General features: G+C 47.2%; 27 protein-coding genes. 22 read left to right on the top strand and 5 right to left on the bottom strand.

Annotated elements, in window-relative coordinates; translation table 11 throughout:
• Nucleotides 1–90: 90 nt before the first annotated feature.
• Nucleotides 91–393 (top strand): hypothetical protein, encoded by a 303-nt coding sequence (locus QMA04_RS07475; RefSeq protein ID WP_290184892.1) that lies wholly within the window; start codon nucleotides 91–93, stop codon nucleotides 391–393.
• Between the two features lie 22 nt (nucleotides 394–415).
• The gene (locus QMA04_RS07470; RefSeq protein ID WP_290184890.1) at nucleotides 416–802 is read left to right on the top strand and encodes a hypothetical protein; all 387 of its coding nucleotides are present in this window, start codon (nucleotides 416–418) and stop codon (nucleotides 800–802) included.
• 90 nt (nucleotides 803–892) lie between these two features.
• On the opposite strand, the gene QMA04_RS07465 is transcribed toward QMA04_RS07470, so the two are convergent.
• Nucleotides 893–1984: an FAD-dependent oxidoreductase gene (locus tag QMA04_RS07465; protein WP_290184889.1), complete on the bottom strand. Its 1092-nt coding sequence runs from the start codon at nucleotides 1982–1984 to the stop codon at nucleotides 893–895.
• A gap of 16 nt (nucleotides 1985–2000) precedes the next feature.
• Nucleotides 2001–2582: a CDP-alcohol phosphatidyltransferase family protein gene (locus tag QMA04_RS07460; RefSeq protein ID WP_290184887.1), complete on the bottom strand. Its 582-nt coding sequence runs from the start codon at nucleotides 2580–2582 to the stop codon at nucleotides 2001–2003.
• Nucleotides 2583–2771: 189 nt separating this feature from the next.
• On the opposite strand from QMA04_RS07460, the gene QMA04_RS07455 reads away from it, so the two are divergent.
• From QMA04_RS07455 to QMA04_RS07430, 6 genes are read left to right on the top strand one after another with little or no spacing between them, the layout of a single operon-like run.
• Nucleotides 2772–4655, top strand: a complete 1884-nt coding sequence (locus QMA04_RS07455) for an FAD-dependent oxidoreductase (protein WP_290184886.1) — start codon at nucleotides 2772–2774, stop codon at nucleotides 4653–4655.
• Nucleotides 4652–5299, top strand: coding sequence for a TVP38/TMEM64 family protein (locus QMA04_RS07450; RefSeq protein ID WP_290184885.1), 648 nt, complete (start codon nucleotides 4652–4654; stop codon nucleotides 5297–5299). Before QMA04_RS07455 ends, QMA04_RS07450 begins: the two co-directional genes overlap by 4 nt.
• 47 nt (nucleotides 5300–5346) lie before the next feature.
• Nucleotides 5347–6594, top strand: a complete 1248-nt coding sequence (locus QMA04_RS07445) for an ABC transporter substrate-binding protein (RefSeq protein WP_290184884.1) — start codon at nucleotides 5347–5349, stop codon at nucleotides 6592–6594.
• Nucleotides 6578–7462, top strand: a complete 885-nt coding sequence (locus QMA04_RS07440) for an ABC transporter permease (protein WP_290184883.1) — start codon at nucleotides 6578–6580, stop codon at nucleotides 7460–7462. The genes QMA04_RS07445 and QMA04_RS07440 overlap by 17 nt, the downstream gene beginning before the upstream one ends.
• Complete coding sequence (locus tag QMA04_RS07435) at nucleotides 7462–8277, top strand: ABC transporter permease (protein WP_290184882.1); 816 nt, start codon at nucleotides 7462–7464, stop codon at nucleotides 8275–8277. The genes QMA04_RS07440 and QMA04_RS07435 overlap by 1 nt, the downstream gene beginning before the upstream one ends.
• Before the next feature lie 12 nt (nucleotides 8278–8289).
• Complete coding sequence (locus QMA04_RS07430) at nucleotides 8290–9366, top strand: ABC transporter ATP-binding protein (protein ID WP_290184880.1); 1077 nt, start codon at nucleotides 8290–8292, stop codon at nucleotides 9364–9366.
• Nucleotides 9367–9546: 180 nt separating this feature from the next.
• Here the strand turns inward: QMA04_RS07430 and QMA04_RS07425 are convergent, their stop codons facing one another.
• The gene (locus QMA04_RS07425) at nucleotides 9547–10830 is read right to left on the bottom strand and encodes an NAD(P)-binding domain-containing protein (protein WP_290184878.1); all 1284 of its coding nucleotides are present in this window, start codon (nucleotides 10828–10830) and stop codon (nucleotides 9547–9549) included.
• 84 nt (nucleotides 10831–10914) lie between these two features.
• Nucleotides 10915–11235: an ArsR/SmtB family transcription factor gene (locus QMA04_RS07420; protein ID WP_191715724.1), complete on the bottom strand. Its 321-nt coding sequence runs from the start codon at nucleotides 11233–11235 to the stop codon at nucleotides 10915–10917.
• Nucleotides 11236–11406: 171 nt separating this feature from the next.
• Between QMA04_RS07420 and QMA04_RS07415 the strand changes: the two genes are divergently transcribed.
• From QMA04_RS07415 to QMA04_RS07375, 9 genes are all read left to right on the top strand, one after another.
• Entirely contained in the window at nucleotides 11407–11754 is a 348-nt protein-coding gene (locus tag QMA04_RS07415) for an ArsR/SmtB family transcription factor (protein WP_191715723.1), read from the top strand.
• Between the two features lie 66 nt (nucleotides 11755–11820).
• The gene (arsC, locus tag QMA04_RS07410) at nucleotides 11821–12240 is read left to right on the top strand and encodes an arsenate reductase (thioredoxin) (RefSeq protein ID WP_290184874.1); all 420 of its coding nucleotides are present in this window, start codon (nucleotides 11821–11823) and stop codon (nucleotides 12238–12240) included.
• Between the two features lie 20 nt (nucleotides 12241–12260).
• On the top strand, nucleotides 12261–12638 hold the full coding sequence (gene arsD / locus QMA04_RS07405) for an arsenite efflux transporter metallochaperone ArsD (RefSeq protein WP_191715721.1): 378 nt from the start codon (nucleotides 12261–12263) through the stop codon (nucleotides 12636–12638).
• A complete protein-coding gene (arsA, locus tag QMA04_RS07400) occupies nucleotides 12635–14422 on the top strand; it encodes an arsenical pump-driving ATPase (RefSeq protein WP_191715720.1) in 1788 nt (595 codons plus the stop codon). The genes arsD and arsA overlap by 4 nt, the downstream gene beginning before the upstream one ends.
• Nucleotides 14422–14694 (top strand): iron-sulfur cluster assembly accessory protein, encoded by a 273-nt coding sequence (locus QMA04_RS07395; RefSeq protein ID WP_203339941.1) that lies wholly within the window; start codon nucleotides 14422–14424, stop codon nucleotides 14692–14694. Before arsA ends, QMA04_RS07395 begins: the two co-directional genes overlap by 1 nt.
• 172 nt (nucleotides 14695–14866) lie before the next feature.
• The gene (locus QMA04_RS07390) at nucleotides 14867–16462 is read left to right on the top strand and encodes a long-chain-fatty-acid--CoA ligase (protein WP_290184870.1); all 1596 of its coding nucleotides are present in this window, start codon (nucleotides 14867–14869) and stop codon (nucleotides 16460–16462) included.
• A 147-nt stretch (nucleotides 16463–16609) separates the two neighbouring features.
• Nucleotides 16610–18202 (top strand): long-chain-fatty-acid--CoA ligase, encoded by a 1593-nt coding sequence (locus QMA04_RS07385; RefSeq protein WP_290184868.1) that lies wholly within the window; start codon nucleotides 16610–16612, stop codon nucleotides 18200–18202.
• 145 nt (nucleotides 18203–18347) lie between these two features.
• Complete coding sequence (locus QMA04_RS07380) at nucleotides 18348–18695, top strand: hypothetical protein (protein ID WP_290184866.1); 348 nt, start codon at nucleotides 18348–18350, stop codon at nucleotides 18693–18695.
• Between the two features lie 247 nt (nucleotides 18696–18942).
• Nucleotides 18943–19221, top strand: coding sequence for a hypothetical protein (locus tag QMA04_RS07375; RefSeq protein ID WP_290184865.1), 279 nt, complete (start codon nucleotides 18943–18945; stop codon nucleotides 19219–19221).
• A gap of 110 nt (nucleotides 19222–19331) precedes the next feature.
• Here QMA04_RS07375 and QMA04_RS07370 read toward each other — a convergent pair whose 3' ends face one another.
• Nucleotides 19332–20537, bottom strand: a complete 1206-nt coding sequence (locus QMA04_RS07370; RefSeq protein WP_290184864.1) for an MFS transporter — start codon at nucleotides 20535–20537, stop codon at nucleotides 19332–19334.
• 263 nt (nucleotides 20538–20800) lie between these two features.
• Between QMA04_RS07370 and QMA04_RS07365 the strand changes: the two genes are divergently transcribed.
• The 5 genes from QMA04_RS07365 to QMA04_RS07345 all read left to right on the top strand — a co-directional run bounded on the left by QMA04_RS07365 (nucleotide 20801) and on the right by QMA04_RS07345 (nucleotide 24595).
• On the top strand, nucleotides 20801–21007 hold the full coding sequence (locus QMA04_RS07365) for a hypothetical protein (protein ID WP_290184862.1): 207 nt from the start codon (nucleotides 20801–20803) through the stop codon (nucleotides 21005–21007).
• 261 nt (nucleotides 21008–21268) lie between these two features.
• Nucleotides 21269–21709, top strand: coding sequence for an ASCH domain-containing protein (locus tag QMA04_RS07360; protein WP_290184860.1), 441 nt, complete (start codon nucleotides 21269–21271; stop codon nucleotides 21707–21709).
• 38 nt (nucleotides 21710–21747) lie between these two features.
• Nucleotides 21748–21897 (top strand): hypothetical protein, encoded by a 150-nt coding sequence (locus tag QMA04_RS07355; RefSeq protein ID WP_290184858.1) that lies wholly within the window; start codon nucleotides 21748–21750, stop codon nucleotides 21895–21897.
• A 363-nt stretch (nucleotides 21898–22260) separates the two neighbouring features.
• The gene (locus QMA04_RS07350) at nucleotides 22261–22797 is read left to right on the top strand and encodes a dihydrofolate reductase family protein (RefSeq protein ID WP_290184856.1); all 537 of its coding nucleotides are present in this window, start codon (nucleotides 22261–22263) and stop codon (nucleotides 22795–22797) included.
• Complete coding sequence (locus tag QMA04_RS07345; protein ID WP_290184854.1) at nucleotides 22748–24595, top strand: SMP-30/gluconolactonase/LRE family protein; 1848 nt, start codon at nucleotides 22748–22750, stop codon at nucleotides 24593–24595. The genes QMA04_RS07350 and QMA04_RS07345 overlap by 50 nt, the downstream gene beginning before the upstream one ends.
• The last annotated feature ends 109 nt before the right edge of the window (nucleotides 24596–24704 follow it).

Genomic DNA, 24704 nt, shown 5'->3' with positions numbered 1-24704 from the left:
TGATTACTATTAGAAAATTCGATATTTTTCATGTACAGAGATGGAATCGATTGATATACTAAATAATGGAATATAAAAGGGGAGTTGGATATGAAAATAATTGGGCAGGCTTTATTGGGAGCGGCAATGTTTCATATTCTTTATTTTTTATCGTCGCTTGCAGTCGGTTATGTAAAGACCGTCACCTATAGACCTAATTTTTCAAGTGCGTGGGAAAATACAGGGAATCTCCAGAGTACAGTGTCTTTTGGGACTGTAACTTCCCCTGTTTTCTATATAGGAACGTTCTTGGCAACGGCTCTTGTTTGCGGACTGATGTTGATCGCTTATAAAAAACTGACTTCCTTGCCTTGCCGGACAGAAACGGAAGGTAGGCAGCAGCCGAAAAGATAAGAGAGGACAGGAGGTTTGCTTGATGAAAAAGATGATGTTAGTGGTCTTAGCAACATTTTTATTGGTCGCTTGCAATTCGGACGATTCGATCCTCAGCTTCAGTGAAGTCGAAACCGTGCCGGACAATTTAAAACAGCTGATCAATCCACATGAACCCCTGCAGCTCATCTATGAAGGTGAACAAACAGCCTACGTAATTTATCAATCTGCAGGAGATCCTCTTACCGATATTGAAGAACAGGACGACACACTTAAAATTTTGATCAGTGAAGCGGACGGCAGCAGCATTCCTGCAAAGCAGCATGTCTACAAGCTGACTTTGGATGATCACCATGAAGTGATTGATGTCTTCATCAATGGAAAGTCAACAGCATTTGATCGCGTGTCGACTCTAGGTGAAGAAAATTAAAAAGAAAAAGCCCATTCCTATGCTGACTTTACAGGTCGTCACAGGAATGGGCTTTTGCATGTCAGAAATAACAATCTGTATTTCCGTTCTCTATTCATAAAGATCTTTGTAGCGCTTCATAAATTTCCGGTCAATCCGTTGCTTCATTTTCCAAGGAAACTTGCCATGCAAAGCCCGTTTTCCGTATGTCAGGAATGCTTGACCTTCGCCGGTCGACAAAATGGAGAGATATCGCGTTTGCGGAACAAAGCGCAACAACGCATCTCCCAAAAGTCTATTCTTTAGGTTTGTCCATAAAATTGGACCTTGGCGAACCGCATAAACGCCATTTTTGGCGAGGACCGGATAACGATCGATGGTTATACAGTCTCCGGCTCCAAATAAATCAGGGTGCCGGATGCTTTGCAGCTTGTCGTTGACCAGCAAAAATCCGCCGGCATCTGTAGCCAAGCCGGAAAGCCTAAAGAGAGCTGCGCTTTTCGGACCCGTCAGCCACAATACACCTGATTGGGGATAGCTTTTGCCGTCACTCGCCGTCACGCTGATGCTGTCGATGGCTTGCACCGACACCCCCGTCATAAATGGCAAAGCTTTTTGTTTAGCGACATTTTCAATTTTTCTTGAAGCCGCTTTACTTTGGCTGTGGAGGAGGGAAGCCGAACTGAATAGTGCTACATTGGCAGGGAGCATATTACGCTTTCTCCAGGCTGAAATGGAGAATGCCAATTCCACTCCCGAAGCACCTCCTCCAACGACTACAGGATGCGCCGTATTTCTAAGCTGAAGCAATTGCTCCGGAAACCGATAATTGGGTTTAATGGAGGAAGCATAATCTTCTGCAGCTTGGGGGACATCGCTTTGCGAACCGATGTCAAACGATGCCAGGTCATAGGGATAAACCGCTCCGTCTGAACCTGTAAGCTCTTTTGCCATAGCATCGACAGCGATGATAGTATCCTCGATAAACTCCGCCCCGACATGCTCGCTTAGTTTTTGAAGATGGATGCGAATGTCATCTTCGCTATAAACACCTTCAGCAAATCCTGAAAACATGCCAGAATAATATTGGTAAGGGGAGGGGGATATCACTACAACACGGCAGTCTTTCGGGAAATCCGTTTTCAGTTGTTCCAGGCAATGCAAATGTGCATGTCCGCCTCCGACCAGCACAAGATTCTTCATCCGTCTCTTCTCCTATCTACTTCAGAATGCGCCGGGCTTCGGCCATCCGCTGGCAGATCGTGATGATTTGCACAGCGAAAAAAAATAAAGTAATTGCAGTTAAGTATGTTGAAAAAATAATCATTAGGGTAAAGAGAATAAAGCCTTCTGTTCTTTCAGCCAAGCCAGCCTGGTAATAGAACGACTTCATCCCTTGTTTATCGGACAAAGCACCTACCGTCAGGAACACGGTCATGGCAATGATGATGGAGACACTCAACAGCAGCAATGCCCACATCGATTCGGGAAAACGGAATGCCAACCCCACGATTACACTGATTTCCACCAAGCGGTCAAAGCTGATATCCAGCAAGGTCCCCCATGAAGATGGTTTGGTTTTGCGTGCCATGGTGCCGTCAACGACATCGAGATAGCCGGAAAACCAAAGAACGAAAACAGCCCAGAAAGGCTGGTCCAGGTAAATGAAAATACCTGAAGACATGCCGACTGCAAAAGCGATTTTTGTAACACCGTCGGCCGTGAAACCCTTTGACAGCAAGAAATCAGCCGTCTTTTCTACGACTGGTTGAACATGTTTTCGAGCGTGTGTATCCAACATTCAGTTCACCTTTTTCATTTTCAAGTTACTTTCAGTATAGTATATGTTCCTGATTCAAACCCGTAATCCCACTCGAAGGCGAAAAAGGGGATTTCATTTTTTCTCGCGATCCGAGTCTGATTAGGAGTAAGTTTTTTCAGTAGTTTGTTAAGATGATACTAATTTAGAATAAGAAAGGAAATGGTAAAGATGGTAAAAAAATATGATATCGCAATAATTGGAGCTGGCGCAGCCGGTTTGACCGCTGCATTTACAGGAGCGGGATTCTCGAAAAAAGTGGTTTTGATCGACAAGAACTTACCGGGCGGAGAATGTACTTGGTCAGGCTGTATTCCAAGTAAATCGCTGATCAATACGGCAAAAGAAGTCCATCATGCCAAAAAATATTCACCCAACCTCCAAATCGACACATCTGCCGTCCTGAAAGATATCCAGGAAGTGATACAGAAAGTCTATGCGGGAGAATCACCGGAAGTGCTGAAACAGTCAGGCATTGATTTCATCAACGGCTATGCCAAATTCGTGGGTCCGCATGCAGTAGAAGTGGCTGGCGAACGCATTGAAGCGAAGAAGTTTATCCTTTCCACAGGCTCATCACCGATGGTACCGCCAATCGACGGACTGGATAAAGTGCCGTATTTGACGAATGAAACCCTCTTTACCCAGAAAACCTTCCCGAAATCCATGACTATACTTGGTGGAGGGGCTATCGGCGTCGAAATGAGCCAGGCACTGAACCGCATCGGCGTGAAAGTAACGCTGGTCGAGAAATTCGAGCGAATCCTGCCGAAAGATGAAGAAGAATTGGTCTTGATGATCCAACAGCGTTTGATCGATGAAGGCGTAACGATCCATACAGGTGCTACTGCCGTTAAAGCTGATCAAAAAGGCGATCAAATCGATTTGACAATCGAAAAAGATGGCAAAGAAATGACGGTAACCGGAGAAGGGCTTTTGGTAGCGCTTGGACGCCAAGCGAATGTCAAAGGCTACAATCTGGAAAAAGCAGGCGTCGAATACAATTCGAAAAGCATCCAAGTGGATGACCATATGGAAACTACCGCTAAAGGCATCTATGCAATCGGCGATGTTGTCGGACCGTACCAATTATCACATATGGCCAATGCGCAAGGCATTACGGCTACGCAGAATGCCATCTTACCCATCAACAAAAAAATGGATTACGAGCATGTCACGTGGTGTACATACACGGATCCAGAACTCGGCAGATCCGGTTTTTCCGAAGAAGAAGCGCGCGAAAAATACGGCGAATCGATCCGGGTTTATGAACACGATTACGCTGACATCGATCGTGCCAATACCAAAAAAGACAGCATCGGCAAAGTGAAGATCATTCTGGATAAAAAAGGCTACATTTTAGGGGCGAGCATTCTCGGCGACCGCGCCGGGGAAATCATCAGCCAGATCCAGACCATCAAATCCCTGCACATCAACATGGGCAAACTGTCAGGTGTCATCCATCCCTATCCGACTTACAGCGAAGTGCTGGTGAAGATCGGCAAGAAAGTCTATGTTGATAACTTGTTGAACCAACCGGTCGTCAAAACATTCAATAAAGCGAAAGCGGGAGAAATTCCGGCAGAAAAAGTCGCCATTTACGGAGCGGCAACTGCAGCGGGGATCGGCATCGCGAACATGGCCATCAAAAACAATGTCAAACCGAAGCTCGGCGTAGAAAACGGCCGTCTGAAAGAAATGCCGTCAACACCAAACGCCGTGTCATCCCAGTCTGGTTCTAAAGACAAATTTGTTCCTGCGTGGCCATACAATGGCACGAAAAGCCAGGCGAAAAAGAACTTGATCGGGATGTTGAAAGGCTATGAAGGTGTGACGATCGTCCAAAACGACGAAAATTACGTATACGCTGTCGCGAAATCCAAAACGATGCGCTTTAAAGACGACATCGAATTTTATTTTAACGATGCCGACCAACGAATCGAATTCCGTTCAGCTTCACGAATCGGCTATTCAGACGCAGGCGTCAACCGAAAACGCTACGATGAAATGAAAAACCGGTATTACAACATCTCGGCGCATACGCGCAATTCATGAAGAAAGGCACCGCTCCAATAATCGGGAAATGGTTGCTGGCAGCAGCAGCCATCGTCCTGATTGTCTGGTTAAGTCGTTCCGTTTTTGATGTTGACGCAAATGGCATCCGCAGCTGGATTTTATCATTCGGCTTTTGGGCACCGGCCATCTATATGCTGATTTATACCATCAGGCCATTGGTCTTTTTCCCGGCATCGGTACTGTCGATTGCTGGCGGCCTGGCGTTTGGCGCCTGGCAAGGTACGCTCTATACCATTATCGGAGCGACACTCGGTGCTATGCTGTCCTTTATTATCGCCAAATCAGTAGGGAAAAGCCTGGTCCGCAAAGAATGGACTGGAAATGCTGGGAAAATCCAATCGCAAATGGAACAAAACGGCTTTCTCTATGTTCTGTTGTTCCGCTTTATTCCGGTCATCAATTTCGACTTGATCAGCTACGCAGCCGCATTCGCGAAAGTTCGCTTTGGATCTTTTGCCTTAGCGACATTGATTGGTATCATTCCAGGTACCTTCGCCTATAATTTCTTAGGGAGCAGTTTTATCAGCGGAAATCCACGGATTATGATCTTGGCGGTCCTGGTTTTTGCCGTTTTGACCGCAGTTCCGATTTTGATTCGCAATAAATGGAATAAAAAGCAATAGCTCGACGGATAAAGTGAATTTTACTAAGCGTTTAGGAAGTGGAAAGAGTGAAAAAGTATACATTGTTAATGCCAGGATTGTTGGCACTCACACTAGCTGCATGTTCTGATGAAAACGGGAGCGGGGCAGCGGAAGAAACAGGCAGCTTATTGACGGACGACTGGAACGAAGTTTCAGAAGCGGCTAAGGGGCAGGAAGTCAATATGTACATGTGGGGCGGGAACGATAACATAAACCGCTACCTCGATGAATGGGTGGCTCCCCGGTTGAAAGAAGAGCACGACGTGGAATTAACCCGTGTGCCTGTGAATGACGCGCAGGACATCATCAATCAATTGGTTGATGAAAAAGCTGCCGGCAAGAATGACGGCAGCATGGACATCATTTGGATCAACGGCGAAAATTTTAAAGCGGCGAAAGACAATGAGTTGCTGTGGGGAGATTTCAGTGGCCAGTTGCCGAATTTCAATGACTATGTCGATGCAGAAGCACCGGAAATTGCAACCGATTTCGGGGAAGCTGTCGACGGGCTTGAAGCGCCGTGGGGCAAAGCCCAATTTGTTTTTGTCCACGATGAACTGAAGTCGGAAAACCCACCGAAATCAATGGATGAGCTGGCGCAATGGGTCAAAGAAAACCCAGGCCAGTTCACTTACCCTGCCTTGCCTGATTTTACAGGAAGTGCATTTATCCGCCACGTGCTCTATGAAACGACAGGCGGTTATGAGCAATACCAGCAGCCGGCTGCAGACATCGAAGATTTGGAAGCACGTCTGGAACCGATGTGGCAGTACTTGAATGAAATCGAGCCTTATTTATGGCGTGAAGGAACAACTTATCCTGAAAGCCTGGCCAAGCAAGATCAATTGTTTGCGAGCGGTGAAATCGGAATGACCATGAGTTATGATCCGGCGCTAGCTGCCAGCGAAGTATTGAAAGGGCGATTCCCCGAATCCACGCGCACATTCGTGCTGGAAGGCGGAACACTGTCCAATACGCATTTCCTGTCGATTCCTTTTAATTCTTCTGATAAAGCGGGAGCAATGGTGGCCATCAACGAAATGATGTCGCCGGAAGCCCAAACCGCTAAACTGTCTCCTGAAAACTGGGGAGATCTGTCGGCGTTGGATTTGGAGAAACTGTCTCCTGAACAACAAGACGCCATGAATAATGTGGACATGGGCGAGGCAACTCTTCCATTAGAAGACCTGGAAGAACACCGCCTTCCTGAATTGTCTGCAGATTATATCGAAATTATCGAAAAAGGTTGGATGGAAAATGTGGCAAAAGAGTAAGCCTTATCTTTTGCTGCTGCCAGCCATCGGCACCATTGTCCTCCTGTTTTTTGGAGGACTTTTTGATGGGCTGCTGAAAAGCCTCGGCTATTTTCCGGCAATCGGGGAAACCGGTTTTGAACTGACCGCCTATACGGAGTTGTTCCGCTCTTCTGCATTTTGGGAATCCTTATCCTTGACCGTACGTGTGGCCGCCTTGTCGTCTCTGATTTCAGCCGTATTGGGTGCAGCAATTGCGGTGTCGCTTTTTATGCTGAATGAATCTGCAAAGTCGCGAAATACACAGCTCTGGCACCGAATGTTCCAATTGCCGTTAACCATTCCACATCTGGTCGGCGGCTATATTATTGTGCTGCTGTTTATGCAAAGCGGTTTTATGTCAAAGATTTTTGCAAACTTTGGATGGATTGAGGAAATCCAGGAGTTTCCCGTGCTGGTCAATGATCCATTCGGCTGGGGCATTATTTTAACCTATGCCTGGAAAGAGGCCCCTTTTGTATCTTTGATGATTTATCCGGTATTGTCTCGGATCCACCGGTCGTGGCGTGATGTATCCCGTGTCTACGGTGCAGGAAACTTGAGTTTTATCCGTGAAATTGTCCTGCCGGCGATCTTGCCGGCATGGACGATTGCGGCATTCATCGTTTTTGTTTTCACGTTTTCTGCTTTTGAGGTTCCATTCTTGTTGGGGGTAACGTACCCAAGCATGTTGCCGGTCTATTCGTATCAACTCTACACAAGCGGTACATTGGCGGACCGGCCGGAAGCGTTAGCTGTGAATATCATCTTGGCGGCTTTAACCATTTTATTGGGGCTGGTCGTTTATTATTTCAGCAAACGCTGGAATGTAATGAAGGGGTGGGATTGATGAATAAACCCCGAGTCTTATTAAAAACTTTTTTATTCATTCTTTTATTCATAGTCATTGGTCTACCGTTTATCCCGTTGGTACTGTCGAGTCTGTCGTTTGGCTGGCAATGGCCGCACATTCTGCCTGAGTCATTCAGTTTCCGTGCCTGGGAATATGTGCTATTTGGAAGCTCCGGTACGTGGCAAGCCGTTTGGATGAGCTTATTAATTGCATTTACCGTCACGGCTGTGAATATTCTGCTTGCAATACCCGCTGCCATTGCTCTTGTTCGCCATCAACTCCGCGCCAAATGGCTTTGGGAAGCGATCCTTTTTGCACCGATTGTGATTCCGCCTTTTGTTGCGGTGATGGGCATCCATTTGACGTTTCTGAGATTGGGACTGACGGAAACCATCTGGGGTGTAGTCCTGGCGCATATCTCACCGACTTTGCCTTATGTGGTGCGAGCGATCATCATCAGCTATTCCACTTTGTCAGTTGATTGGGAAAATCAGGCACGCATGCTTGGGGCTGGCCCGGTTTCACGTTTTTATTATGTGGTGCTGCCCCATCTGTTGCCAGGCATTGCTGCGGGGGCCAGCTTAAGCGTCCTGATTTCTTTAAGCCAGTACTTGATCACCTTCATCATCGGGTCCGGCCAAGTGGTGACGTTGCCGATACTGTTGTTCCCGTTCATCAGTGGTGGGGATCCGGCAGTGGCTTCCGCTTATTCCTTGCTGTTTGCGGGCATCGCCATCGTGACTTTGGCCGTAATGGATACCGCTTTGAAAAAATACTATCAAAACAAGAAAACCGCCATAGAGAAGGGCTAAAGGAGTGGGACGATGAGCGATCTGCGCATCATCAATCTTGAAAAACAATACAGCCAGACGCCAGAAAAGAACAATCCGGCATTTTCTTTGAAGCCGGTCGAGCTGACCATAAACGAAGGCGAGTTTTTTTCTCTGCTTGGCCCTTCTGGGTGCGGCAAAACAACGCTTTTGAAACTGGTGGCGGGCCTGGTGGAGCCGGACGCAGGCGAAATCTGGATAGGAGACGCCAATGTAACGGCAGTTCCACCGGAAGCCAGAAGATTCGCCATGGTGTTTCAGCAATCCCTGCTGTTTCCGCATATGACAGTGGAGGAAAATGTGGCCTTCGGTTTAAAAATGCAGAAAATCGGCAAAAAACAGCGCTTGGCCCAGGCGCGTGACATGCTTGTTCATGTCGGGCTCGACGGGTTCGGCAGCCGCTTTCCGGATCAATTGAGCGGCGGCCAGCAGCAGCGTGTAGCATTGGCAAGAGCCTTGGTATCCAACCCGCGTGTCTTGCTGATGGATGAACCGTTCAGTGCCTTGGATCCCGGCCTTCGGGAAGAAATGAGGGACCTGCTCAGCCGCATCCATAAAGAATTTCGTGTTACGGTGCTGTTCGTTACCCATGACCGTGAAGAAGCTTTCCATTTGTCCGACCGAATCGGAGTCATGAGCGAAGGACGTTTGCTGCAGGTTGGAAAGGCGAAAGACATCTATGAACAGCCCGAAAGCAAGAAAGTTGCCAGATTCCTTGGACTGAAAAATATCATTGAAGGGAACGTTGCAAACGGCCGCTTCGCTTCAATGGATCAGGCCATTGAATTTCCGGTAGGCGAGAGCATTAAGTCAGGTGCTTCCTACATGGTATTGCGCCCGGAAATGTTGAAGGCAGCCCATCGCCATGACTTGCAGTCCCCTGATTCCTTGTACTTAAGGGGAACGATACAGCAGCTGCGCTTTAACCACGGATTCTATACAGCAACCGTACAAGTTGAGGGACATCAATTGGAAAGCCATTTTTCCAACCAAGAAGCCGAGGGCATGGCCGTCGGACAGGAAATTCTGTTGGTGGTTGAGCTGGATGCAATTCATTTAACTTCTGAATAAGTTTATGAATAATAATGAATAAAAGCCGGTACTCTAAATGAGTGCCGGCTTTTATTGATATTCGTATATATTCACTCAGGGTTTTCGAGACTGCGAAAATTCAATGAATAATTTGTTGGATGATATTATTTGTTATTCGTGAATAATTTAATGAATAGAATTATTTGTTCTCGCTCTAATTTAACAGCAGTTATTTCCCGCTCCGGCAATGGTGAATGTTAACGGCCGGTTGCTGCAGACGCCTGTTTCAGGCAAATCCAATTCAACGCGCACTGCTGCTTCGTAATCGCCTGAAAGGTGGGCAACGACAGAACGGGCTTGTTCAAAGCCGGTGGCCATCAAGAAGGTAGGCGCCCGTCCGTAGCTTTTCGCACCGATAATATAGAAGTTTTTTTCCGGCTGGCGCAGTTCCCGTTCGCCATGTGGCCGCACCGTGCCGCAGCTATGGACGTTCGGGTCAATGAGCGGCGCCAGTGCAGGCACACTTTCAGAAGCTGGATCAAATGCATAGCGGATCTCACGCAAGAAATCAAAGCTTGGGCGGGAACCGGTATTGGCGATTACCCGGTCGAATGGGCCAAGCTCCAGTTCTTCGCCATATCGAAATGCTGTCAGTATGGCCAGGCCATTGCCTAACTGCGCGGACTGGATAAAGCAGGATGTCAGCACATCGATTTGCCCAGCATCCAGCAATGCTTTGACTCGTTGCCCAAGTGCTCCACGCTCCGGCAATTGGTCAGCGTCTCCGCCGCCTAAAGCCTCTTCAACCGAAGATTTCCGGACAATCCATGTAATCTGCGTTTCTGGAAATGCCGCTTTCAGGCCGACCAAATCCAACAAGGAATTCAAAGCGGAGTGGCCGCTGCCGACTACCGCAATCCGTTTGTTTTCATAATGCTTTTGGTCCTCTCCAAGAATCGCTGGAATACCGTAATCCACTAATCCTGAAGTTTTGTCCGCCACACCGCCAGACACGATCGGATTGGGGTTTTGCCACGTACCGGTTGCATCGATGACTGCACGTGCCAATACGGTCCGGCGTTCACCGGATCCGATTTCGATAAGCAGTTCGAATGGTTTTTCTTCACGGCCGGCTGTTTTCATTTTATCCAATCCTTGCCGCTGCACATGAACAACTCGGCTGTTCAAGTGGATAAAAGGCTCCAGTTCCGGCAGTTGGCCAAGCGGCTGGAGGTATTGCTGGGCGATTTCCCGTCCATAAGGCAGCCGGTCCGGATCCGGCAAAGCGATTCCATGCTCTTTGAATAAAGCTTTGGAAGCCGCGTCAATATTATAGCGCCATGTGGAAAACAAACGGACATGGCCGTATTCAAGAAAATGTGTCCCAAGTCCGGAACCGGCTTCAAATAAGACGAATGGCTGCTTGTACTGGACCAGCTGAGCGGCCGCTGCTAACCCTGCAGGTCCGCCCCCGATAATTGCTATGGGTAAAGTGGTGGTCATTTTAAAGGACTCCTTTTATTTTAAAAATTGATGATCCTATATCGCTTTCTGTCCATGCAAAACATCATTGGCTGAATCGGACATTCATGTCACGTTGATGAGGGAGCTGTACAGCTGCTTAGGGAGCAGGCGTTCCATTTCAACGGATTCCAGCGCGTAATAGCTCCATGTTCCTTTGGTTTCCTTAGTCAAAAGGCCGGCATTCAACAGAATCTTCAAATGGTAGGATAGCTTTGATTGAGGCATTGCCATCTCTTCAACAAGATCGCAGACACAGACAGAACCTTTCTTTCCGATCAGTTTCAGCAATTCCAGCCGTTTCGGATCGGCCAGAGCTTTGAATTGTATGGCATAGGTTTCGTAATCTGCAGGAGCTCTGAGTTCTTTTTCCAGCTGGTAAGCCATGCTTAACACACCTTTCATTAAATCAATTTTATTTGATGAATCAAGTATAGAACTCTAAACAGCTGTTTTCAAGCTTTAAATCAAATTTTCTTGATTTAAGGATTGAATCTTTATCGCAATTGACTTATATAACGAAATGGTTATATACTGAAATCAAAGGAGTGGATCTTCATGGAGACTTTAGCAAAAACAACTGCAGCTGACGTCACGGCTTGCCTGAAAGCCGTCAGCGATCCCACACGCCTGCTGATGATGAAGCTGGTGGAGACCAATGAACTATGTGTCTGCCAGTTTGTCGAGATGTTCGGCATGAGCCAGCCGGCCATCAGCCAGCACCTGCGTAAGCTGAAACAAGCAGGACTGGTGAAAGAAAACAGAAAAGGGCAATGGCGCTTTTATTCCTTGAACCAGGATTCGGTGCATGCGCCGCTGCTGCAGAATATTTTGAGCCATATTGAAGAGGCAGACCCCCAGCTATTAGCGCTGCGCGCCAAAGAAGCTCCAGTGGATTGCTGCTGATAAGAAGAGAATCGCAGACAAAAATAAGCGGCTGCCAAAAGCTGCTCAATTGAGGAGAACCTAATTATGCCGAAAAAAACGATTTATTTTTTATGTACCGGAAATTCCTGCCGCAGCCAAATGGCTGAAGGCTGGGCGAAACAACATTTAGCTGGAGAGTGGGATGTTTACAGTGCCGGCATCGAAGCTCATGGCTTAAATCCGAACGCGGTAAAAGCCATGAATGAAGTGGGCATCGACATCTCAACCCAAACTTCTGACATCATTGATCCAGAATTGTTGAATAGCGCGGATTTCGTTGTGACGCTTTGCGGCGATGCAGCCGATAAATGTCCGATGACTCCGCCTCACGTCAGACGTGAACATTGGGGCTTTGAAGATCCAGCGAAAGCACAAGGGACAGATGAAGAAAAATGGACAGTGTTCCAAACAGTCCGTGATACAATCGGCACCCGTATCGAAACTTTTGCCAAAACGGGAAACTGAATGTTAAAGGAGAATGTCTGATGACTAAAGTGACGATATACGATCCAGCTATGTGCTGTGATACCGGTGTTTGCGGTCCGGTAGTAGACCCGAAACTGACTGCAGTGGCAGCCGCTGTTTTTTCGTTGGAGAAAAAAGGCTTCGACATCAAGCGTTTTAATTTAGGGACTGACCCTGCTGCTTTTGTGGAAAATAAAACGGTCAATGCGCTATTGTTCGACAAAGGTGTCGAATCGTTGCCGCTCACAATCGTTGATGGGGAAGTGGCTAAAACCGGAGAATACCCGACTGCCCAGGAATTTGCTGCCTGGTTCAAAGTGGAGGAAACGGAATTGCAGCCGGTTAAACAACCCGGGATTCCACTGAACGTCAAAATTGCATCATCCGGTGCAAAATGACCGGCGATATCTTTAAACCGGCTGATATCAGCGGAACACCATTTTTGTTTTTCACAGGCAAAGGCGGAGTCGGCAAGACTTCCACTGCGTCTGCTACTGCTGTCGCTTTAGCGGATTCCGGCAAACGGGTACTGTTGGTAAGTACGGACCCGGCTTCCAACCTGCAGGACGTTTTTAATGTGGAACTGACCAACGAACCACAGGCGATAGAAGGGATCCAGAACTTGTTCGCCTGCAACCTCGATCCGGAAGAAGCGGCGCGCGCCTACCGGAATTCAGTGGTGGGGCCTTACCGCGGCAAATTGCCGGAAGCGGTCATCAAAGGGATGGAAGAGCAGTTGTCCGGTGCCTGCACGGTAGAAATCGCGGCATTCGACGAATTCACCAAGCTCTTGGCCGACAAACGCGTCATGGACGATTACGATCATATTCTTTTTGATACGGCACCGACCGGCCATACCTTGCGGCTCTTGAAGCTGCCGACTGCCTGGAGCGGATTTTTGGATGAGTCCACACATGGGGCGTCTTGCCTCGGGCCGCTCGCTGGACTGGATGCCAAAAAGGAACTGTATGCCAGTACTATGGATGCATTGTCCGATCCGAGCCAGACTGCATTGATCCTGGTGGCGCGTCCGGACACGGCTTCGTTCAAGGAAGCTGCCCGTGCGTCCCAGGAGCTTCAATCCATCGGCATCGAGAATCAGCTGCTGATTTTGAACGGTATCTATTCTCCGAAACAAAACGAAGACCCGGTGTCACAGGCGTTTGCCCTTCAGCATCACCAGGCTTTGCAGCAAATGCCTCAAGCTTTGAAGAACTTGCCGGCACACAGACTGCCGTTCGTGGCATTCCCATTGACCGGCATCACGAACTTGCGGCGTTTGTTCACTCAACCGGATTGGCGTCCCGAACCACTGGAAATTGGGGAGCAACTGCCAGCCGGACTTGAACAGTTGAAGGATTTAGTCGACCATTATTCAGTGAACAATACACGTGTCATTTTGACAATGGGCAAAGGCGGAGTCGGCAAGACAACGGTTGCATCGCTGCTTGCGGTCGGTCTGGCTGAAAAAGGCCATCCTGTGCACTTGACGACAACCGATCCTGCGGCGCATTTGGCGGACCGCTTTGAAGGAACCGGCGGTGATCGGTTGACGGTTTCCCGCATCGATCCGGAGCTTGAAATCGAAGCCTACAAAGCACAAGTTTTGGCAGCGGCAGGTCCGCTTGACGAGGAAGCACGCGCTTATTTGGAAGAAGATCTGCGTTCACCGTGCACCGAAGAAATTGCAGTGTTCCGTGCGTTCGCGGAAGTGGTCGCTAAAGCGGACAACGAAATCGTCATCATCGATACGGCGCCAACAGGGCATACTTTATTGCTGCTGGATGCGGCACAGACCTACCACAAGGAATTGGCACGCTCGACTGGAGAAGTTCCGCAAAGCGTCCAAAACCTGTTGCCGCGCCTGCGCAATCCAGAAGAAACCGATGTTCTGCTCGTTACCTTGCCGGAAGCGACTCCGGTTTTTGAAGCAGCTCGCCTGCAGAAAGACTTAGAGCGTGCAGGAATCGTTGCGAAAAACTGGGTCATCAACCAAAGCCTGGGAGGGACAGGAACAATGGAAGCTCTTCTGCAAGCCAAAGCCCAAAGTGAATGGCCGTGGATTCAAAAAGTCAGCCGTGAGCTTGCTGCGCGCACGGCGCTGATCCCATGGCAGGCACAGGACAGCATCGGCTATGATAAAATGAAGAGACTCATCACAACAGAAAAGGGGATTTTTTAATGAACATCACACAACCGGCAAAAGACATGCTGTTGGAATCCATGAAAGAAAATGCAGCACAAGGCATCCGTTTTTATTTCGCGGGGCAAGGCTGTTGCGGGCCGCAATTCGGCTTGTCGATGGACGCGCCGGAACAAGGCGACGTCATCAAGCAAATCAACGGCATCCAAGTTGCGCTTGACGAACGCGTCAGCCTGATGGTGGAAGAAGTGTCGCTTGATTTCAAAGACGGCGGACTGGTGCTTGAAGGTCTTCCTGAAAACAATTGTTAAAATGGCCATAATGAATTTCCAAACCGGAAGCCCGATAAACGGAGCTTCTGGTTTTTTCTTTGGTCGTCCGAATTGTCGAGCGATTCCGAAAACTGTATTGACACAGTTAAGGGCACTACCTATACTTGATATATAACAGTGAAGCAATTTACAGACGAAAGGGGATTTACTTATGCTGGCAACTTTAACACCACTCGATTGGAAACGCCGTGCAGTCAAATACTACCCGGAGAAAATTGCGGTCATCGATGGAGACAAGAAATTTACATACAAAGAATTCGGAAACCGGGTGGACCGGCTTTCCATCGCCTTACATAATGCCGGCATCAAAGAAAAAGAACATGTGGCGGTCATGCTGCCGAATAACCATGCGATGCTGGAATGCTTTTATGGCATCCCGCCGCTGGGAGCAGTCATCGTCCCGCTCAATTACCGCCTGTCGACAAAAGATTTGGCGTACATTTTAAAGCATAGCGATGCCAAAATGTTGATTGTCGATGCGGAATTCGGCAAATTGATCGAAGAAATCCAAGACGAACTGCCGATCGAAAAGTACATCATCGTTCCGGTAGAAGGCTGTGAATCAGCGATCAAAGGCGTCGATTACGAAGAATTTATCGGTGAAGTGCCGGAAGATGCCAAAGTTCCGACGGTAGAATTGGATGAAAATCAGATGCTGTCCCTTAACTACACAAGCGGCACGACATCCAATCCGAAAGGGGTTATGCAGACCCACCGCACGAATTACATGAATGCGGCAAACTTCCTGCATCACTTGGAAATCAAATACGATGATGTTTATTTGCATACCTTGCCGATGTTCCATACAAACGGCTGGGGCGGCGTCTGGGCAATTACGGCTGCGGGCGGTACTCATGTCTGCTTGCGCAAAGTCGATCCGCCATTGATTCTTGATCTTTTCGAGAATCACGGCATCACTTCACTTTGTGGAGCACCGACAGTCGTCAATATGCTGGTCAATGACCCGAAAGCGAAAGAAATCGAACTCAAGCAAAAAATCCGTATGGGAACAGCGGGAGCGCCTCCTGCGGCGGCATTGATCGCCAAAGCACAAAGCATCCTCAGCTTGAACATGATGCATGTGTATGGATTGACGGAAACGTCGCCGTTCATTCTATACTGTGAATGGAAAAATGAATTCAATGACCTCGATCCTGAACAACAGGCTTCCATCAAAGCACGTCAAGGCATCGAGCTGGCATTCAACGGGGAAACCAAAGTCGTCAACCAGGAAGACGGCGAAGAAGTTGCATGGAACGGCAAGGAACTGGGAGAAATCGTCACTCGCGGCAACGTCGTAATGGCCGGTTATTACAAAGATCCGGAGAAAACGGCAGAAGCGATCCGTGACGGCTGGTTCTATACAGGCGACTTGGCGGTTACTCATCCGGATGGCTTTATCGAAATCCAGGACCGGATTAAGGATATGATCATTTCTGGAGGCGAAAACATTTCTTCTACTGAAATCGAAGGTGTACTGTACAAGCATCCGGCGATTGCCGAAGTTGCTGTCATCGCGGTTCCGGACGAAAAATGGGGAGAAGTCCCGAAAGCCATCATCGTCCTGCATAAAGGAGCGGAAGTGACCGAAAAAGAAATTCTGGACTATACCCGTGAAAATATGTCCCGTTTCAAAGTACCGAAATCCGTAGATTTTGTAGAAGCTTTGCCGAAAACGGCGACGGGCAAACTGCAGAAATTCCAATTGCGTGAAATGTACTGGGGCGGCGGCAAAAAAGTAAATTGATTGAAAGTAGACAGGCGAAGAGAAATCTTCGTCTGTTTTTATTGGTTGTTTAAAGATTCGGAAAGTTCGTTTGACAGGCAGGAGCTGCATTCCTATACTAAAATAGACAAGCTTTACCATAGATGGAACGGAAGGGGATTGGGAGATATGATTGCACCATTAACACCGCTCGATTGGAAGCGCAGAGCCATCAAGTATTATCCGGAGAAAGTGGCCGTTATCGATGAAGAGAAAACGTTTACATACAAGGAATTCGGGGACCGGACTGACCGGCTGGCTTTTGCGTTGCATCAATCAGGCGTCCAGCAAGGCGACCACGTCGCTGTTATGCTGCCGAATACCCATTATATGCTGGAATGCTTTTACGGCATCTGCCAAATGGGAGCGGTCATGGTGCCGCTCAATTACCGGCTGACCGCCAAAGACCTGGAATACATCATCAATCATAGCGATGCGAAGACTTTGATCGTTGATGCTGAATTCGGCAAATTGATTGAGGAGATTCAGGACAAGCTGCCGATTGAGAAATACGTCGTGGTGGAAGTGGATGGCCACGAGTCGAAGATCAATGGCGTAACGTATGAAGACTTTATTGAAGTGGATCGTGATTTCTTGCTTCCGGAAGTGAGGATCGACGAAAACCAGATGCTGACGTTGAATTACACGAGCGGGACGACATCCAATCCGAAGGGGGTCATGCTGACGCATCGCAGCAATTACCTGAACGCTGCGAACTTCCTGTATCACTTGAAGGTGGAGCACGATGACGTCTACCTGCATACCTTGCCGATGTTCCACGCCAATGGCTGGGGCGGCGTCTGGGCGATTACCGCAGCTGGCGGTACCCATGTCTGTCTGCGGAAAGTCGATCCGCCGCTGATTTTGGAACTGTTTGAAACGCATAAGATTTCTGTGTTGTGCGGAGCGCCGACCGTCGTTAACATGCTGGTCAACGAACCGAAAGCGAAAACCATCAATATCACCACCAATCCACGGATGGCAACAGCCGGTGCACCGCCTGCTGCTGCATTGATCGGCAAAGCGCAGGAACTATTGGGCTTGAATATGATGCATGTGTACGGGTTGACGGAAACGTCGCCATTTATCCTTTACAACGAATGGAAAAAGGCATTTGATGACAAAACGTCGGAAGAACAAGCGACCATCAAAGCACGTCAAGGAATCGAACTGGCATTTAACGGCGAAACCAAAGTCGTCAACCAGGAAGACGGCAAAGAAGTCGAATGGAGCGGCAAGGAACTGGGAGAAATCATCACCCGCGGCAACGTTGTCATGAGCGGTTATTACAAAGATCCGGAAAAAACCGCGGAAGCGATCAAAGACGGCTGGTTCTATACAGGAGACTTGGCTGTAACCTATCCCGACGGTTATATTGAAATCCAGGACCGCATCAAGGACATGATCATTTCTGGAGGAGAAAATATCTCTTCGACAGAAATCGAAGGCGTGCTTTATAAGCATCCGGATGTCTTGGAAGTGGCTGTCATCGCAGTTCCAGACGAGAAGTGGGGAGAAGTGCCGAAAGCCATCATTGTCCTGCAGGCAGGGGCAAACGTCACTGAACAGGAAATCATCGCTTATACGCGCGACAATATGGCGCATTTCAAAGCACCGAAATCCATCGAGTTCGTCGAGGCGCTGCCGAAGACTGCAACAGGCAAGCTGCAGAAGTTCCGCTTGCGTGAAATGTACTGGAACGGCCCGAAAAAAGTGAATTGATCGGGTTGAATGAATAAACCAAAACGTCCGCAACTGCTGAAAAGCAATTTGTGGACGTTTTTTCGTTCTCAGAACATCTTTAACATAGCTATGGTTAAATAGAATAAACAAGTAGATTAAGAGTAAGGGAAAAAGGAGGGACAAGATGACTCAGTATTTTTATTTAGCGTCCGATCAAGTTTTATCTCCAGGAAACGGTTCACTGGAAATTACGGAGGCACCACCAGAGATGATTCAAGGTTTTCGTTTTCCTGTGCAAAGAGAAGTTTATAACGGCATAACAAAGCCATGGCAATTAAGAGAAATGCATCAATACATCATGAATCACCTGAATCGCTATGAGAAATGCACAGTTCAGGTGGCCCAATTGCTGAATTCGAATAAAGTGGACATGCGAATTCACAAAGAAACATTATTGACAGTGGCGGAATTTAATCATCCTCAATCTTTATTATTGGCAGAAGGGGAATCTGTGACCATCAGAAAAGGATAACATGAAACTCAAAATCCTAGAATCGCGACAAAAAACAGTGTAAACACCAGGCTGAGGACTGAAGACTTTATCCAGCTGAACTTCCCGTTGATTCCAAGAAGCATACTGACAACAAAGTGGATGAATAGAATAGCTGAGAAAACAACAGCCATGGTTAAAAGTTGATAGAACATTGATTTTCACCGTCCTTTGATAAAAGAAAATTGAGTAAAGTTAAATCTAAAACAGATTCGAATGGGGGCATTAAATGTTTACTTTATTAGGTGAATTGGTTGCAGGGGTCTTCGGCATCGTTGGCTCAAGTGAAACCTTGAATACGAAAAAAATCAATCGGAATATAGAAAAATTGCTTGAATCCGAGTGGTTCAGTGAACTCTACACGAACAAAAGATACCGCCATTTGTTTTTCGCGAATAAACGGATCAGATACCATTTGCAAAGCTCCAGACGTGCACAGAACATCATTCGCAGCGAAAAAGCGCAGAAAAAATTAGTGTTCCTTCTTGAGAAAGAATCAAAACGCTAACTTACTTGGTGTCTACATGATATGTAGAATAATTAAGTAACTCAATTTAGTTATTTGAATTTAAAAAGAAGGAGGGTAACGGAAATTTCCGATATCCTCCTTTTTTCTACTTATTCCTGCGCCAGATTCGATAAATAGTTTCTGCCTTCGAAAGCAATCCAGGCAACTGCAGCCAGCAACAGTCCAGACAACATAAAGACGGCACGGATGCCGAATAAATCAGCAAGTATCCCCATCAACAGTGAGGCAACTCCGAATGTACCGGTACCGATGGCTCCGAGCGTTGTAAATACTGTCGGCAGCCGTTCTGGTTGAACACTTGTCTGGATGACGGTCTGTTGCGGGATGTTCTTGAGCTGGCTGAAAATACCGACCACAAAAGAAAAGAGCAACGCCAGCAACGCGATATCGTTCCATCCAAATAAAAAGGTCGCCAGGCTGCTGAAGATGGCACCGCCAAAGATGAATCGGCTGAGATTCTTCGCAATGCAATCAGAAAAACGCATGCAGAAAAGGCTGCCAGCAATCAAACCAAGGAAGAAAGAGCCGTTGATGAAGCCCCACCATTGTTCTTCTGCGCCAAGTGCCTCGCTGACAAATACATAGAGGATCGCTGCAATCCAGACAGCGCCGGCAATGGTTTCCAGTATATCCATCAAGGCAATGCGTTTCAGCACTGGAGAGGCCGATACCGTCTTCCAGCCATTGCTGATTTGCTGCCACTTTCCATGCTGTACCGCCGGTGTGAATTCAACGGCCTGCAGACTGATTAGCAGCAGGCTGGACAAGAAGAACAATCCGGCTGTTATCCAAACCAATTCAGTTGCCGTCAGCCAAATCAATAGCGAGCTGCCGACAAACCACATGGCCGTCTGGATCAGCTGAGTAAGCGTTTCGGTGAGCCCGTTGGCTTTTAAAAGCTGTTCTCTTTCGACATAGATCGGAATAAGGGAACGTGTGACAGGATTTGCACAGCCGTCCAGTATGGCCACCAGACTGATCAGTAAAAACAGCCACGGGTAATTGCTCAGTGAAAGAAACGGCAAACCCAACGCCAGTGCAATCAACAGGCCTGTTTTACCAATTTGAGACCCGGCAAGCAGCCACTTTAAATTGAAGCGCTGCATCAACATCGGCGTCAAGACATTCGAAATGAACATCGAACCTGTAATGGCAAAAGGCACGACAGCGGCAGCGGTGGCTGAGCCGGTCAATTCGAAAATCAGGTAAATGATACTGACGATGTACAGCACATCACCAATATTGGCTAATGACTGCCCGGCCAATAGGTAGTTGAAATTTCTATTCAGTTTCATGATGGATCTCCCCCAAGAGCTCATTTTGTAAATACTGTCTACAAGAGGAGATTTATCAAATTGGACAATTAGTCATCTTGAATTTTCCTTTCTGGGCAAGCAGCACTTTGGGGGAGGGGAGGAGAGTACTCTTAACTGTTTGATTATTCCCATTATACGTTATTAAGTTGGAAATTAAATGGCTTGTTAAGAAAAAAATGGATATAGTGGTAGGAAGAAGATTATACTCTTTGAGTAACTTGTCCAATAAGGAGATCTGTTACATGAAATCGATCATTCGCATATTAATTACGGTTTCACTTTCCACTATCGGTTTTTATCTGGTTTTGGCGCTCTTGATTTTTACGGTCAGTGATAGCGATGAAGTTATTCTATATGCATTCGCGATTGTCATTATCACGCTTCTAATCTTGATTCTTAATCAATTGGTCCGGATCACCGAACGGCTCAATCAGATAAAAAATAAGTAATATTAGGAAAGCGATGGTTATGTCACATAAAAAGCTAACATCGAAGCTCTGATAACAGCTTGTTAGATAGTTAATCAAATCATAAAGAAGCGGCTCATGACTAGAGACATATCCTAAATGACTGAGGAATCAGTTCCTATTAATGGGCGCTCTTGATTTAATATGTGCTCATGGAGTAAGGTCGCCCTTAAAGGCTATTTGTCCATTACTAAAATGAATAATAATGAATAAAAATATTATGTACAAAGAGAGGTTTTCGAATTGAATAAAGAAATCATTAATTATTGGGATGAATTTCGAAAAAGTCAAGATCCAACATTGCCAGTGGAAGTGGAAGCTTTTCAATTTGGAGCGGATGCAGATTGGTTAGCGGAATTGGTTATGGATGGCAAGAAAACGGCTACTTGTTCAGCTCATGTGTTGTATGAATTGGAAGGCGAGGCAATACCTCACGTTGGCCAGTACAATATCGTTCTCAATTCAAAAGAAATGCCTGTTGCTGTTATCCGTATCACGGACGTCTCTTTGGTTCCGATGAACGAAGTGCCGGAAGAATTTGCGCTGGCAGAAGGCGAAGGAGATTACGATTATTGGTGGACCGCTCATAAGCAGTTTTTCAGCCAAGAGTTGGAAGTACACGGTTTAAGTTATGCAGAAAATCTTTTGCTTGTTTGCGAACGATTTGAAGTTGTTTATAAATAGAAAGTCATCATTATTTATATCAAAAAGGAGGGATAGAAATGGACAAAAAATTAGCAATATATATAGGTTTTGGCGCTATTGTGGGTTTCTTTTTTGGTGGAATCTGGCAAGCTATTGCTGCAATGGCGTTGATCTATATTGCATTGCGTATGGATGAACTGATAAAAGCTTTGACCGATGGATCATAAGCAGCCGATGATTTGGGAGATATCAATTAAATAAGCAGGCAGTACAGAAAAATGCACCTGAGAGTTTGAAGCATTCCGCTATTTTGGAGCTCCATTTATTCAGGTGTTTTTCTATTTTATGCATATCCAAAAACGAGCCAGTTTAGAAAAAATAACAATAAGGTGTTTTTTTATTATAAATGTAATTAACTACTTAAGGATTTACTTTAAAATTCAAAACCGCCACCAAGAACTAAAACGAAAACAATAACAAGAAAACGCGAAAATGATTGCTTCTCCTTGAAAAATAAAGAAGGAGTAGAACATCTAACGGCGAATAGAGGACTTAAGTTATTGCCGACAAGAAAAAGAGGAGGAAGGAACATGGGAAAAGTATATTTCGGTATGATTGTTTCGCTTGATGGGTTTATTAACGACCGCCATGGCAAGATAGACAAGCTTTACGAAACCTACCAGCCGCATTACGAATTTCCAGGTGCTGTCGTTATGGGACGCAACAGTTTCGACATGGCCAGCAATCCGGATGGCTACGCTGACCATTATGAGTTTCAAGTTCCATTGTATGTATTGACCCACCAGCCACCGGAAAAGCATCCGAAAGAAAACAACCAACTGACTTTCACTTTTGTGACTGATGGCATCGAATCGGCCATCAGCCAAGCGAAGAAAGCTGCAGATGGCAAAGATGTGCTGGTGTTTGGAGCGAATGTCTGCCAGCAACTCCTTTCGGCCAATTTGGCTGATGAGCTGCAGATTTGCTTCGCCCCTGTACTGCTGGGGGAAGGGACACGGTTTTTTGAACATTTGGAAGACCTCGACATTCAGTTGAAAAAGATTCGCACATACGTTGATGACGAGCAAGTGGAAATTTGGTACAAAATCAGTCAGCAAACAAACTAACATCAATCGCTATTCATTCATGCGGACATCCGCATACAATAGAACGGAAGTGAGGATCATTCGAAAAATTGAAGCGGGGTCGGCATTGGTTTATTTACGCGAAGATGTTCCCCTTAAACAAGAGATTGATGACTGGCGTGGTGTGTATGCGCAAAAAGCTTCACGAATTAGCGGAGTGCTTGAATACCGGCAGCACCATTTTGATCCAAATCAAACCGGTCTTTGGCCAAAGCTGGCTGGAGTCGATACAGCAATCAGCTCTCTACACCGAATTGACGGGATAGAAGAGTATGTATTAAAAGCCACAGCGGCTAAACAGCACCGGAAACTGACCGAACTGTATGAAGAAAAGGTATTTGCTGAAACGATTTATTTTCAAGCCACTTTGAAAAACAGCCGAACGCTGCGGCATCCCACTCGCCAGTCACCGACAGGGTATCGGCAAATTGTGCTGATCCGCCGAAAACCTTCCGTCCGGCTGAAGGATTTCCGGTCATATCTTACCAAGAGTCTGGCACCTTCACTCAATGCAGTATCCGGATTTTCAGAAGTCCGTTATCAACTTTTTGAACCTGCCCAAAAGGAACGCCAGGAGTATGAAGCAGTGCTGGTTCTTGGTGCGGCTGATGCCACCGCATTTCAAAAAGCGCTCTGTTCAACCGCTTTTTTGGCGACACACGAAGAACAAGTAATATACTGTGCAGCGATGCATGCTTACCCGGTTGCCGGATCCTATGTATTTGCCAAAGCCGGCAGGGCGACGCTTCCGCAAATCAAACCCGAACCAAAACCAGCTCTTGAGCCTGTGCGCCGGAAACTGCCTCCGGCTCCACCGCGTGCTGCACAAAAATCCAGTCGGACACCTTTTCCGCATGCCTGGCGCATTCCGCTCAGCGGCTTTGGTCCGGAAGATGTCGTCATTGACGAACAAGGCCGTATCCTTTGCGGTGTAAAAGATGGGCGCATTTTGCGTATCGATCCGGAACGGCATCTTGAAGAAACCATTGGCGATACCGGCGGCCGTCCCTTAGGTCTGGAACTGTTGGCGGATGGGGGTTTGCTCATATGCGACGCACACAAGGGATTGCTTCGATTAAATATAGAGACGGGCGAGATTGAAACACTGGTCCACTATGTCAACGGGTTTCCTCTCCGTTTTTGTTCCAATGCCACAGCCGAAAAGAATGGCACGATTTGGTTCACGGAATCCAGCAGCCGCTATGACTTCGAGCAGTATAGGGGCGCCTTGATGGAACACCGTCCGTCCGGGCGGCTATTCAGGCGGGATCCTGATGGATGCGTGGAAATCGTTCTCGAAGGCTTGCATTTCGCCAATGGCATCACGCTGACTACTGACGAACAAGCAGTGATCTTTGCGGAAACGGACGGCTACCGGCTCAACCGGCTATGGATACGTGGAGCGCTTACCGGAAAACGGGAAATCCTGGCCGCTAATTTGCCGGGCTTTCCGGATAATGTCTCCCGTATCGGGAACGGCATGTTCTGGGTGGCTATGATGACGAACCGCAATGCTGTTTTGGACCGTTTGGGCACTGCGCCTGCGTTGTTGCGCAAGCTTCTGTGGCGAGTCCCTGAAAGCCTGCAGCCAAAAGCCGCAAAAACAGCTTGGGCCATGCTTTTTGATGAACAGGGAAACTGCCTGCTCGACCTGCAGAGTTCGTCAGTGGATTATCAAGCCGTGACCGGAGTGGCGGAGTCGCGTGGCATGCTGTATTTCGCCAGTATTGAAGAAGATGCACTATTGGCAGTGGAAATGCCTACTTTTAAAAAACAATAGGTCTTTTCAGTTTATGACGAATCTTTATCTTAAAATGGCGGAAAAAAATGAGCAATTAAAGCTATTGTTTTGCAGCACCTGTTACACCTGCGGGCTGAATATTGTATAG

This window comes from Planococcus sp. APC 3900, from assembly GCF_030407735.1.
In the GTDB taxonomy this organism is placed as follows: Bacteria; Bacillota; Bacilli; order Bacillales_A; family Planococcaceae; genus Planococcus; species Planococcus notacanthi.
The sequence above is the reverse complement of the archived record's forward strand: the minus strand, read 5'-3'. Positions and strand labels throughout refer to the sequence as shown.